Here is a 12,903-nt window from a genome sequence, read left to right as displayed (position 1 = left end):
ACGGGAATGGAACCGACCGAGAGCGCCGCCGCGGGCTCACGGCTGCGCCTGCGCCGCATGACGGACGCGTGGCACGCGGGCCGGTGGGCGAGGCTACGCGCGGGTGGTGCCCTCTACCCCGCGGCGAGCGCCCGCGGGTCGGTGCCGCCGGGCCCGGGCCGCGCCCCCGACCTGTCCGGCGCCGAGAGCGAACGGCACCCGTCCTGGCCCGCGTTGCCCGCGGCCGTCGTCGCGACCGCCGCCCTCGTGCTGGGCGCCGGGCTCTACCGGGCGTTCACCGGCGGCCACGCCCTCTTCCCGGCCGGCACCGCCGGCTGGTCCCTCGCCGTCCTGGCCGGCATCGTCGTCGGCCACCTCGTCATGCTCGGCCGCTCCCGCTGGTGGGGCGGCACCGGCTCCGGCGCCGCCCTCACCCTCGCCGTCCTGCTCCTGTACGGCTGGGTTCCGGCCGGCATGGTCAGCCTCACCGTCGTCGTCCTGGTCGGCATAGCCCGCCGGGGCCGCTGGCGGCAGGGCGTCCTGCACGGCGCGGTGGACATCCTCGGCGTCGCCGCGGGAGCCCTGCTGCTGGGCGTCTGCGGCTCCGTACCGTCGGTGGAGGAGCCCTGGGACCCCGACACCTGGGGCGTGTACGCGGCGCCCAAGGTGGTGCTCGTCGCCGCGGCCTATCTCGCCGTCACCCGCGGCCTGTTGTGGTACCTCCAGACGCCCCGCCCCGGACTGACGACCGTTGCCCGCACCGCCCTGGTCAGACACGGCCTGGTCGCCGTAGCCCTGCTCGGCATAGCCCCGCTGATCTGCGTCGTCGCCGTCGCCAAGCCGCTGCTGCTGCCACTGTTCGCCATTCCGCTGATCGCCCTCGACTCCACCCTGTGGATCGCCCGCGCCCGCGCCGAGGAACAGCTCCGCGACCCCCTCACCCAACTGCCCAACCGGCAGTGGCTCCTGGAGCGGACCTGGACCGCGCTGGACGACGCCGAGCGCATCGGTGCCCGCACCGCGCTGATGCTGATCGACCTCGACCGCTTCCGTTCGGTCAACGACACCCTCGGCCACCTCGCCGGCGACCGGCTGCTGCTCCAGACCGCCGACCGGCTGCGGCAGGCCCTGCCGCGCGGGGCGGAGGCCGCGCGGCTCGGCGGCGACGAGTTCGCCGTCTTACTGCCCGTCGCCGACTCCACCACGTCGGCGACCCGGATCGCCCGGGGACTCGTCGCCGCGCTCAGCTCCCCGATGGACCTGGACGGACTCACCCTCGTCCTGGAGGCCAGCGCCGGCGTCGCCGTCTTCCCCGACCACGCGCTGGACGCCGAAGGGCTGCTGCGCCGCGCCGACGTGGCGATGTACCAGGCCAAGCGGGACCGTACGGGCGTGGAGGTCTACGAGTCCAAGCGGGACTCCAACACCCCGGACCGCCTCGGCCTGCTGGGCGACCTGCGCCGGGCCCTGGACGCCCACGAGGTCCAGCTCCACTACCAGCCCAAGGTGCGCTTCGACGGACAGGTCGCCGGCCTGGAGGCCCTGGTCCGGTGGGTGCACCCCGAGCGCGGCAAGGTCCCGCCGGACGAGTTCATCGCGATCGCCGAGTCCTCCGGGCTGATGCCCCACCTCACCGAGTACGTGCTGGAGACGGCGCTCGAACAGGTCGCCCAGTGGCGCTCGCAGGGACTCTTCGTGCCGGTCGCGGTCAACGTCTCCCCGCGCGACGTCCACACCCCCGGCTTCGCGGGCTCGGTGGCCGCCCGGCTGGCCCGGCACGGAGTCCCCGCGGGAGCGCTCCAACTGGAGATCACCGAGCACGTCCTCCTCGAGGACCCGCAGCGCGCCGCCGACACCCTCAACGCGCTGACCGGGCACGGCGTGAAGATGTCCCTGGACGACTTCGGCACCGGCTACTCCTCCCTGGTCCACCTGCGCAGGCTCCCGGTCAGCGAGCTGAAGATCGACCGCTCGTTCGTGGCGCGGCTGGCCGTGGACGCCGAGGACGCGGCCATCGTGCGCTGCACCGTCGACCTCGCCCACTCGCTCGGCCTGCTCGTCGTCGCCGAGGGCGTCGAGGACGACGAGACCTGGGAGGGCCTGCGCGACCTGGGCTGCGACGCCGTACAGGGGTGGCTGGTCGCGGCGGCGATGCCGCCGGAGGAGACGACGGCGTGGCTGCGGGCGCGGGGGTCGCGGGGGTGGCAGCGGCCTGCGCCGGCGCTGCCGGCTGCCGCCGGGGACGACCCGGGGCGGGTCGGATAGGCACGCCGGTGCCACGTTCGGCCGTCGGTCGGGTGCGGCTTCGTCGCGGCTGGTCGCGCAGTTCCCCGCGCCCCTTCGGGGCGCTGAGGGAAACCGTTTAACGCGCACCCGGTCCTGCCCCATAGGATTGGGCCAAACCGACTTGCCCGAAGTACACACACTCACCCCAGAGGAACGCTGCATGCCTGGCATCACGCGCGAGGAGGTCGCCCACCTCGCCCGGCTGGCGCGTCTGGAGCTGAAGCCCGAAGAGCTAGAGCACTTCGCGGGACAGCTCGACGACATCATCGGCGCGGTCGCCCGCGTCAGCGAGGTCGCCGACCAAGACGTACCGCCGACCTCGCACCCGCTCCCGCTGACGAACGTCATGCGGCCGGACGAGGTCCGTCCGTCGCTCACGCCCGAGCAGGCGCTCTCCGGCGCCCCGGCCCAGGAGCAGCAGCGTTTCAAGGTGCCGCAGATCCTGGGGGAGGAGTAACCGCCATGAGCGACATCATCAGGCTCACCGCGGCCGAGATCGCCGCGAAGATCGCCGCCGGCGAGCTGACCGCCGTCCAGGTCACCGAGGCGCACCTGGCCCGCATCGAGGCCGTCGACGAGAAGGTGCACGCCTTCCTGCACGTGGACCGCGAGGGCGCGCTGGCCCAGGCCCGCGAGGTCGACGCCAAGCGCGAGCGCGGCGAGAAGCTCGGCCCGCTGGCCGGCGTCCCCCTCGCGCTGAAGGACATCTTCACCACCGAGGGCATCCCGACCACCGTCGGCTCGAAGATCCTCGAAGGCTGGATCCCGCCGTACGACGCGACCGTCACCAAGCGCCTCAAGGACGCCGACGTCGTCATCCTCGGCAAGACCAACATGGACGAGTTCGCCATGGGGTCCTCCACCGAGAACAGCGCCTACGGCCCCACCGGCAACCCCTGGGACCTCACCAAGATCCCCGGCGGTTCCGGAGGCGGCTCCTCCGCCGCCCTCGCCGCCTTCCAGGCCCCGCTCGCCATCGGCACCGACACCGGCGGCTCCATCCGCCAGCCCGCGGCCGTCACCGGCACGGTCGGAGTCAAGCCGACCTACGGCGGCGTCTCCCGCTACGGCATGGTGGCCTTCTCCTCCTCCCTCGACCAGGGCGGCCCCTGCGCCCGCACGGTCCTGGACGCGGCCCTGCTGCACGAGGTGATCGCCGGGCACGACCCGATGGACTCCACCTCCGTCGACGCCCCGGTCCCCGCGGTCGTCGAGGCGGCCCGCAACGGCAGCGTCGAGGGCATGCGCGTCGGCGTCGTCAAGCAGTTCCGCGGCGAGGGCTACCAGGCCGGCGTCATCCAGCGCTTCGACGAGTCCGTCGAGCTGCTGAAGTCGCTGGGCGCCGAGATCGTCGAGCTGGACTGCCCGTCCTTCGACCTGGCGCTGTCGGCGTACTACCTGATCGCGCCGTCCGAGTGCTCGTCCAACCTCGCCCGCTTCGACGGCCTGCGCTACGGCCTGCGGACCGGCGACGACGGCACGCACTCCGCCGAGGAGGTCACCTCCCTGACCCGCGAGGCCGGCTTCGGCCCCGAGGTCAAGCGCCGCATCATGCTCGGCACGTACGCCCTGTCGAGCGGGTACTACGACGCCTACTACGGCAGCGCGCAGAAGGTCCGCACCCTCATCAAGCAGGAGTTCGAGCGGGCCTTCGAGCAGGTCGACGTGATCGTCTCCCCGACGACCCCGACCACCGCCTTCCCGATCGGCGAGCGCGCCGACGACCCGATGGCGATGTACCTGGCCGACCTGTGCACCATCCCCACCAACCTGGCGGGCAACGCGGCCATGTCGCTGCCCTGCGGCCTCGCCCCCGAGGACAACCTGCCGGTGGGTCTGCAGATCATCGCCCCCGCCATGAAGGACGACCGGCTGTACAAGGTCGGCGCCGCCGTAGAGGCCGCCTTCGTGGAACAGTGGGGCCACCCGCTGATCGAGGAGGCACCGTCGCTGTGAGCGCACTGACCAAGGCAAAGGGCTTCAAGAAGTCCCGGTCCGGCCTGTACGTCTCGATGGCCACGTCGGCGTTCGGCGCCGTCGGGGTCTACAAGCAGATCAAGAAGGCCCGTGGTGACAACGACACGCTGCGGCTGCTCGACGCCGTCGTCACGGGCGCCGCGGTCGTCACCAACCTCGCCATCCTCTACCGCGAGCTGAAGCGGCTCGGCGACGACGACGTCCTGCTGGGCTGAGAGGGAAGTTTCACCGTGACCACCACGACCGACCTGGTGTCGTACGAGGACGCACTCGCGTCGTACGACCCCGTCATGGGCCTCGAGGTCCATGTCGAACTCGGCACCAAGACCAAGATGTTCTGCGGCTGTTCGACCGCGCTCGGCGCGGACCCGAACACCCAGACCTGCCCCGTCTGCCTCGGCATGCCCGGCGCCCTCCCGGTCGTCAACGCGACCGGCGTCGAGTCGGCGATCCGGATCGGTCTCGCGCTGAACTGCGAGATCGCCGAGTGGTGCCGCTTCGCCCGGAAGAACTACTTCTATCCGGACATGCCGAAGAACTTCCAGACCTCCCAGTACGACGAGCCGATCGCCTTCGACGGCTACCTCGACGTGCAGCTGGAGGACGGCGAGACCTTCCGCGTCCAGATCGAGCGCGCCCACATGGAGGAGGACACCGGCAAGTCGACGCACGTCGGTGGCGCGACGGGCCGCATCCACGGCGCCTCGCACTCCCTGCTCGACTACAACCGCGCCGGTATCCCGCTCATCGAGATCGTCACCAAGCCGATCGAGGGAGCGGGCGAACGCGCCCCCGAGGTCGCCCGGGCCTACGTCCGTGAGCTGCGCGAGCTGATCCGTGCCCTCGGTGTGTCCGAGGCCCGCATGGAGATGGGCCAGATGCGCTGCGACGTCAACCTGTCGCTGCGTCCGCACGGCCGGGAGAAGTTCGGCACCCGCAGCGAGACCAAGAACGTCAACTCGCTGCGTTCCGTGGAGCGCGCGGCCCGCTTCGAGATCCAGCGGCACGCCGCCGTGCTGAACGACGGCGGCACGATCATCCAGGAGACCCGCCACTTCCACGAGGACACGGGGTCCACCACCTCGGGCCGCGTGAAGGAGGAGGCCGAGGACTACCGGTACTTCCCGGAGCCCGACCTGGTGCCGGTCGCCCCCTCGCGCGAGTGGGTCGAGGAGATCAGGTCCGCCCTGCCCGAGCTGCCGCTGGTGCGCCGCAACCGGCTCCGCGAGGAGTGGGGCATCTCCGGCAACGACATGCAGTCGATCCTCAACGCCGGGGCACTGGACCCGATCGTCGCCACCATCGACGCCGGCGCCGACGCGACCTCCGCCCGCAAGTGGTGGATGGGCGAGCTGGCCCGCAGCGCCAACGAGTCGGGCAAGGCGCTCGACGAGCTGGCGATCACGCCGGTCCAGGTCGCCCGCGTCGCCGAGCTGGTGACGAAGGGCGACCTGAACGACAAGCTGGCCCGCCAGGTCATCCTGGGCGTCCTCGCCGGTGAGGGCACGCCGGACGAGGTCGTCGACAAGCGCGGTCTGAAGGTCGTCTCCGACGAGGGCGCGCTGACCGCCGCCGTCGACGACGCCATCGCCGGCAACCCGGGCGTCGCGGACAAGATCCGCGGCGGCAAGGTGGCCGCGGCCGGCGCCCTGGTCGGCGCGGTCATGAAGGCCACCCGGGGCCAGGCGGACGCGGCCCGCGTCAAGGAGCTGATCCTGGAGAAGCTGGGTGTGACCGAGGGCTGAGCACCGCGGCACCGCAGCACGCGAGCCCTGGGGGGACGCGCCGGCCACGGCGCGTCCCCCCAGGGCCGTTGTTGTGAATAAGCCCACTAAGTCCGCAAACGATCAATTCGGCCTGCAAGAGTGATTCCGCATTGCTCATGCGTTCTTTGCGGGCCGTTCACGCCATGGACGACTGCCCCCGGTCAAAGATCCACAATCAGACACCTGGGAGCACGTTCGTGGCAGCCCTCGCACGCTGGTGTGTTCGACGTCGGCTCATCGCCGTCCTGCTGTGGCTGCTCGCCCTCGGCGGCGTGGCCACGGCCGCCGCCGTCACGGGCTCCGCCTACTCCAACGACTACGCGATCCCCGGCACGGACTCCGACCGCGCCTCCCGGCTGCTCGCCTCCGGCTTCCCCGGCCTCGACGGCGAGAGCGACACGGTCGTCTGGCACACCACGGACGGCACCGTCCGCGCCCCCGACGTCGAACAGGCCGTGACGGGCACCCTGGAGCGCATCGCGGAGCTGCCCGGGGTGGCCGGGGTGACCAACCCGTACGACGACCCCGACTCGCCCCGGATCAGCGAGAACGCCCGCACCGCGTACGCCACGGTCACCTTCGAGGACGCCTCCCGGGACATAGACGCGGGCGAGGCGCAGGCCGTGGTCGAGACCGCCGAGGCGGCCGAGACCGACGGGCTCCGCGTCGAACTGGGCGGTGGCGCCGTCGCGCTCACCGAGCCGCCCGGCAGCCACCTCGCCGAGGCCGTCGGCGTGGCCGTGGCCGCGGTCGTGCTGTTCCTCGCCTTCGGCTCCGTGGCCGCGGCCCTGCTGCCCATCGCCACCGCGCTGGTCTCCGTCGGCACCGCCTACGCCGGCATCACGCTCCTCGGCCACTTCATGACCGTCGCCGACTTCGCGCCCATGCTGGGCACCCTCATCGGACTCGGCGTGGGGATCGACTACGCCCTGTTCATCGTCACCAGGCACCGGCGCGGACTGAAGCGCGGCCTGTCCGTCACCGAGGCCGCCGCCAGTGCCGTGGCGACCACGGGACGCGCCGTCGTCTTCGCGGGTGCGACCGTTTGCATCGCGCTGCTGGGCATGCTGATCCTCCGGCTCAGCTTCCTCAACGGCGTCGCCGTCGCCGCCTCGCTGACCGTGCTCCTCACCGTCGCGGCCTCCGTGACCCTGCTGCCGGCCCTGCTGGCGTACATCGGCCCGCGGGCGCTCAGCCGGCGCGAGCGGCGCCGCCTCGCGGAGCACGGGCCCGAACCCGAGGTGCCGACCGGGTTCGCCGCACGCTGGTCGGCCTTCGTCGAGCGGCACCCCAAGCTGCTCGGCGCCGTCGCCCTCGTCGTCATCACCGTGCTCGCGCTGCCCACCCTCGATCTGCGCCTCGGCACCTCCGACCAGGGCAACGACCCCCGCTCCACGACCACCCGCCAGGCCTACGACCTCCTCGCCGACGGCTTCGGCCCCGGCGTCAACGGCCCGCTCACCCTGGTCACCGACGTCCGCGGCGCCGAGGACCGCCTCGCGCTGGACAACCTCGACGCCACCCTGCGCACCACCGAGGGCGTCTCCTCGGTGACTCCGGTGACGTACAACTCGGCCGGCGACGCCGCGTACCTCACCGTCGTCCCCGAGTCCGCCCCGCAGTCCCGGGACACCAGCGACCTCGTCGAGCGGCTGCGCTCCGAGGTGCTGCCGCGTGCCGAGGCCGGCACCGCGCTCGACGTGCACGTGGGCGGCGTGACGGCCGGATACGACGACTTCGCCGAGGTCATCGTCGGCAAGCTGCCCCTCTTCGTCGGCGTCGTCGTCGGGCTGGGCTGCGTGCTGCTCCTGCTCGCCTTCCGCTCCGTCGGCATCCCCCTCAAGGCCGCCGTCATGAACGTCGCCGCCGTGGCCGCCGCCTTCGGTGTCGTCGTGGCGATCTTCCAGTGGGGCTGGGGGAGCGAACTGCTCGGCCTGGGCAGCGCGGGACCGATCGAGCCCTTCCTGCCCGTGATCATGGTCTCGGTGCTCTTCGGGCTCTCCATGGACTACCAGGTGTTCCTGGTCAGCCGGATGTACGAGGAGTGGCTGGAGACCGGAGACAACCGCCGTGCGGTCCGGGTCGGGCTCGCCGAGACCGGCCGGGTGATCAACTCCGCCGCCCTCATCATGATCTCGGTCTTCCTCGCCTTCGTGCTCAGCGGCGACCGGGTGATCGCCATGTTCGGCATCGCTCTCGCCGCCGCCGTCGCCCTCGACGCCTTCGTCCTGCGCACGCTGCTGGTGCCCGCCCTGATGCACCTCCTGGGCCGCGCCAACTGGTGGCTGCCCCGCCGCCTGGACGCCGTACTGCCGCGCATCAGCATCGAGCCGCCCGAGTGCCGGGCCGCCCATGAGAGGCTGGCCGCTGCGACGGACGCCGAGGTGGCGGACGTTCTCGCGGACAAGGAGCGGCAGCGGGATGTACGCGATATCACTGGGTGACGACGGCGCCGAACTGCGCCCCCTGGAAACCTGGCACGCCGAGGAGTTCCTGGCCCATCTGGACCGGGGCCGGGACTTCATCACCGAGCACATTCCCTTCGGGGCGAAGGCCACCGACGTCGACTCGGCGCGCGAGGTGCTCCAGGCCTACGCCGACCGGCACGCCGCCGACAGCGGCTTCCTGCACGGGCTGTGGCTGGACGGCAAGCTCGTCGGCGGCCTGCTCTACCGCGTCTTCGACGCCGCCACCGGCGTCTGCGAGATCGGCTGCTGGCTCGAGCCCGCCGGAACCGGCCGCGGCCTGGTCACCCGCGGCGCCCGCGTCCTGATCGACTGGGCCTTCGACGAGCGCGGCATGCACCGCGTGGAGTGGCACGCCTCCTCGGCGAACACCCCGAGCGTCAACGCCGCGCGGCGACTCGGCATGATGCGAGAGGGTGTGCTGCGCGAGAGCTTCCCCTACCGGGGCGCCCGCCAGGACATGGAGGTGTGGGCGGTGCTCGCGCCCGAGTGGCGCGAAGCACGCGCGCGTGCCGCTCACAGGGATCATTAAGGGACCTCTCAGACAGCGTCCGTACGGTGCGAGGCATGGGAACGAAGACAGTGGACGAGACCGGTGTGAAGACCGAGGACAAGACGGACGCGGTGGCCGAGGCGCCCGAGAACGCGGAGGCCGGGACCACCGACGCCGTGAACGACGAGGCAGTGGAGGACGACGCCGTCACCGGTGCCGGAGAGAACGAGGGCCCCACCGGCGTGGGCCAGGGCGCGGGCGCCGTCGTCTCCGCCGGACTGGGCATCGTCTCCCTGACCGGCAGCTGGGTCGGCACCGTGGCCTCCGCGCGCGAGTCGCTGATCGGCCAGCTCCAGTCGACGTCGTCCTCCGACGTCGGCGCGCTGATCGAGAAGGGCTACGGCAACGCCTGGCAGGCCACCGCGATGTGGGGCGGCATCTTCGCCCTGGTCGCCCTGATCGTAGGAGTCGTGGTGCTGGCCCGCCCCGCGTTCGGCGTGCCCGGCCGGCCGCAGGCCCCGTGGATCAAGTCGGTGGCCTGGGCGGGCGTCGGCCTCGGCGTCATCGGCCTGCTGCTGGCCGTCCTGAAGTACACGGACGTTCTTCTCGGCCTGCCGTCCGCCGGCTGACCCGGCCCTCTGAGGGGTCTTAGGACACCGGCGCGCACCTGGCGCCGTTCCTAAGGCCCCTCACGCACGTCTAAGGCCCCACCCGGCGCCGAAGATGCGGCACTTGCCCGATGTGGCGGACCCCCCTGGGAGACGAAGGTTGAGGCATCGCAGAGAGCGAAGCCGAAACCGGCCTCACACCAGGGAAAAGGGACACACCATGTTCGAGTACGAGATCCACCGGAACCGTTCCGCCGAACTCATCCGCCGCGCCGACGAGGCCCGGCTGGCCCGCGAGGCCGTCCGGGCCCGTCGCGCCGAGCGCCGCCAGGCCCGGCACGCCGCCGCCGAGACGGAGAGCCATACGCCGCGACAGCGCCGGCACCGGTTCGCCCGGGTCGCGTGAACGGGGGGACCGGGGAGGGAGGCCGCACGGCCTCCCTCCCCGCCGTCGTATCCGTGGCCGACCCGTCGCCCAAAACCGTTGCTCCACTGTCGGACCCGCGTGCGATGCTCTGGTCCGTGGAGACCAGGTCCGTGAGTCCCGTGTTCATCGGCCGTGCCGGTGAACTGGACACCTTGAAGGACGCGCTCGGGCGCGCCGACGCCGCCGAACCGCAGGCCCTGCTGCTCGGCGGCGAGGCGGGCGTCGGCAAGACCCGCCTCGTCGAGGAGTTCGCCGCCGCCGCCGGCCGGCAGGGCGCCGTCGTCGCGCTGGGCGGCTGCGTCGAGATCGGTGCCGACGGGCTGCCCTTCGCGCCCTTCTCCACCGCCCTGCGCGCGCTGCGCCGCCACCTGCCGACGGAGCTGGCCGCCGCGGCCGCCGGACAGGAGGAGGAGCTGGCCCGGCTGCTGCCCGAACTGGGCGAGGCCACCCCGGGCACCGGCGGCCGGCACGACGAGGAGAGCATGGCCCGCCTCTTCGAACTCACCGCCCGCCTGCTGGAGCGCGTCGCAGCCCGGCACACCGTCCTCCTCGTCCTGGAGGACCTGCACTGGGCCGACGCGTCCACCCGCCACCTGATCGCCTACCTCTTCCGCACCCTGCGCACCGGCCGCCTGGTGGTCCTGGCCACCTACCGCTCCGACGACATCCACCGCCGCCACCCACTGCGCCCGCTGCTCGCCGAACTCGACCGGCTGCGCACCGTCCGCCGCCTCGAACTGGGCCGCTTCACCCGCGACGAGGTGGGCCGCCAGATCGCCGGCATCCTCGCCCGGGAACCCGACCCGCTCCAGGTCGACGAGATCTTCGAACGCTCCGACGGCAACGCCTTCTTCGTCGAGGAACTCGCCGTGGCCGCCCACGACGGCAGCTGCGCCGGCCTCACCGACTCCCTGCGCGACCTGCTCCTGGTCCGCGTGGAGGCCCTCCCCGAGAGCGCCCAGCGGGTGGCCCGGATCGTCGCCGAGGGCGGTTCCACCGTCGAGTACCGGCTGCTCGCCGCCGTCGCCCGGCTCGCCGAGGACGACCTCATCGAGGCGCTGCGGTCCGCGGTGAACGCCAACATCCTGCTCCCCGCGCCCGACGGCGACGGCTACCGCTTCCGCCACTCCCTGGTCCGCGAGGCCGTCGGCGACGACCTGCTGCCCGGCGAGCGCTCCCGCCTCAACCGCCGCTACGCCGAGGCCCTGGACGCCGAGCCCGCGCTGGTGCCCGCGACGGAGCGCGTGATGCGCCTGGCCAGCTACTGGTACCACGCCCACGACGCCGCCAAGGCCCTGCCCGCCGTCCTCGACGCCTCCGTCGAGGCCCGCCGCCGGCACGCCTACTCCGAACAGCTCCGGCTGCTGGAGCGCGCCATGGAGCTGTGGGACGCCGCCCCCGACGACGTACGCGACACGCTGCGCCCCGTCGACTACACCGAGGTCTACCCTCCCTGCGGCTGCGACCCGGCCAGTACGCCCCTGCACTACATGGACCTGATGGCCGAGGCCGCCGTCGCCGGACGGCTGTGCGGGGAGCGCGAACGCGCGATGAAGATCACCAAGCGGGCTCTGCGACTCCTGGAGGACAAGCCGGACACGGAGGCCGGGTCCGGCGCGAGCGGCCGTGACCCGCAGCGCGCCGCCTGGTTCTGGACGCAGCGCTCCCTCCTGGTCCAGGCCCAGGGCCGCGGCGACGGCTGGCGCGAGCTGGGCATCGCCCAGGAACTGGTCCGCGGCCTGCCGCCCTCCCAGGTGCATGCCGAGGTCCTCGCCATGGCCGCCAACTGGCAGATGCTGCACAGCCCGGGCCCCGGCGCGGTCACCGCCGCCGAGCGGGCCGTCGAGTACGCGCGCATGGTCGGCGCCGACGACATCGAGCTGAACGCCCGGCTCACCCTCGGCGGCCTGATGGTGGACGCCGGGCACATCGAGGCCGGACTCGCGGAGATGTTCCAGGTCAGAGACCTGGTGGTCGCGCAGGGACGCTCCCCCGCGGTGGCCCGCAGCCACGTCAATCTGCCCTCGACACTGGAGGGCCTGGGCCGGTCCGAGGACGCCATCGGCGTCCTGCGGGAAGGCGTCGACCTCACGCGCCGGATGGGACTGCTGGACTCCGAGGCCTGGGTCTGGGGCAATCTCGCCGAGTCACTGATCTCCCTGGGCCGCTGGGACGAGGCGATGCGGGCCGCGGACATGGCCGCCACCCCCGGCCGGGGCCCCGCACCCCGCGGCGGCGCCGCCCTCAAGCGGGCCGTCGTCAGCCTCGCCCGCGGCGAGCGCGCCGAGGCCGCCCGGCTGCATGCCGAGGCCCGCGCCGCCTACGGCGCCCACGACCCGATGCCGCAGCACCACCTGCCGCTGGCCGCCCTCACCGTCGGCATCGCCGCCGCCGACGGCCGCCTCCCGGACGCCCGCGCCGAACTCGGCCGCATCCTGGAGGCGGGCTTCCCGCCCGGCACGCAGCGCTACGGCTGGCCGCTGCTGCTGTCCGCCGCCGAGGCGGAGGCCGACGCCCGCACGGTGCCGGCCGCCGACCAGGGCCGGGCCGAGGTGCTCGACCGCATCGCGGCCGCCGCCAAGTCCCTGACCACCGGCGTCCCCGTCTGGGAGGCCCACGAGAAGTGGGTCCGCGCCGAACTGCACCGGGCCCGGGACCAGGACACCCCGCAGACCTGGTCGGAGGCGGTCACCGCCTTCGAGCGCCTGAAGCGGCCCTACGATCTCGCCCGCGTCCGCCACCGGCTGGCCGGCGCCCTCCTGGCCACCGGCGGCGAGGACGAGCGCGCCCGCGCCACGGAGCTGCTCCGCCTGGCCGGCACCGTCGCCGAACACCTCGGCGCCCGCCCGCTGGCCGACGCCGTCGCCCTGCTCGCCCGCCTCACCCTCGGCCACCCCACGGG

At 73.0% G+C, this 12,903-nt stretch carries 10 protein-coding genes; all 10 read left to right on the top strand.

What is annotated here, in order from left to right; all coding sequences use genetic code 11:
• Positions 1–6: 6 nt before the first annotated feature.
• Positions 7–2,244, top strand: coding sequence for a bifunctional diguanylate cyclase/phosphodiesterase (locus DMH12_RS00050; protein ID WP_125489417.1), 2,238 nt, complete (start codon positions 7–9; stop codon positions 2,242–2,244).
• 181 nt (positions 2,245–2,425) lie between these two features.
• Complete coding sequence (gene gatC / locus DMH12_RS00045) at positions 2,426–2,722, top strand: Asp-tRNA(Asn)/Glu-tRNA(Gln) amidotransferase subunit GatC (protein ID WP_003973500.1); 297 nt, start codon at positions 2,426–2,428, stop codon at positions 2,720–2,722.
• A 5-nt stretch (positions 2,723–2,727) separates the two neighbouring features.
• Positions 2,728–4,221 carry an Asp-tRNA(Asn)/Glu-tRNA(Gln) amidotransferase subunit GatA gene (gene gatA / locus DMH12_RS00040; RefSeq protein ID WP_125489416.1) on the top strand — a complete coding sequence of 498 codons (1,494 nt, stop codon included), beginning with the start codon at positions 2,728–2,730 and terminating at the stop codon, positions 4,219–4,221.
• Positions 4,218–4,457, top strand: a complete 240-nt coding sequence (locus DMH12_RS00035; protein ID WP_055421828.1) for a hypothetical protein — start codon at positions 4,218–4,220, stop codon at positions 4,455–4,457. Before gatA ends, DMH12_RS00035 begins: the two co-directional genes overlap by 4 nt.
• A 15-nt stretch (positions 4,458–4,472) precedes the next feature.
• Complete coding sequence (gene gatB / locus DMH12_RS00030; RefSeq protein WP_125489415.1) at positions 4,473–5,987, top strand: Asp-tRNA(Asn)/Glu-tRNA(Gln) amidotransferase subunit GatB; 1,515 nt, start codon at positions 4,473–4,475, stop codon at positions 5,985–5,987.
• Between the two features lie 218 nt (positions 5,988–6,205).
• Positions 6,206–8,452 (top strand): MMPL family transporter, encoded by a 2,247-nt coding sequence (locus DMH12_RS00025; protein ID WP_125489414.1) that lies wholly within the window; start codon positions 6,206–6,208, stop codon positions 8,450–8,452.
• Positions 8,430–9,005, top strand: coding sequence for a GNAT family N-acetyltransferase (locus DMH12_RS00020; protein WP_122617616.1), 576 nt, complete (start codon positions 8,430–8,432; stop codon positions 9,003–9,005). The genes DMH12_RS00025 and DMH12_RS00020 overlap by 23 nt, the downstream gene beginning before the upstream one ends.
• A 35-nt stretch (positions 9,006–9,040) precedes the next feature.
• Positions 9,041–9,595 carry a hypothetical protein gene (locus DMH12_RS00015; RefSeq protein ID WP_125489413.1) on the top strand — a complete coding sequence of 185 codons (555 nt, stop codon included), beginning with the start codon at positions 9,041–9,043 and terminating at the stop codon, positions 9,593–9,595.
• A 199-nt stretch (positions 9,596–9,794) separates the two neighbouring features.
• Positions 9,795–9,980 (top strand): hypothetical protein, encoded by a 186-nt coding sequence (locus DMH12_RS00010; protein WP_125489412.1) that lies wholly within the window; start codon positions 9,795–9,797, stop codon positions 9,978–9,980.
• 104 nt (positions 9,981–10,084) lie between these two features.
• Positions 10,085–12,903: AAA family ATPase (locus DMH12_RS00005; RefSeq protein WP_185832066.1), on the top strand; the 2,819-nt coding region annotated here is incomplete at its 3' end.

It is taken from the genome of Streptomyces sp. WAC 04229, assembly GCF_003947455.1.
Taxonomy (GTDB): domain Bacteria; phylum Actinomycetota; class Actinomycetes; order Streptomycetales; family Streptomycetaceae; genus Streptomyces.
This window is presented reverse-complemented; position numbering and strand designations above follow the sequence as displayed.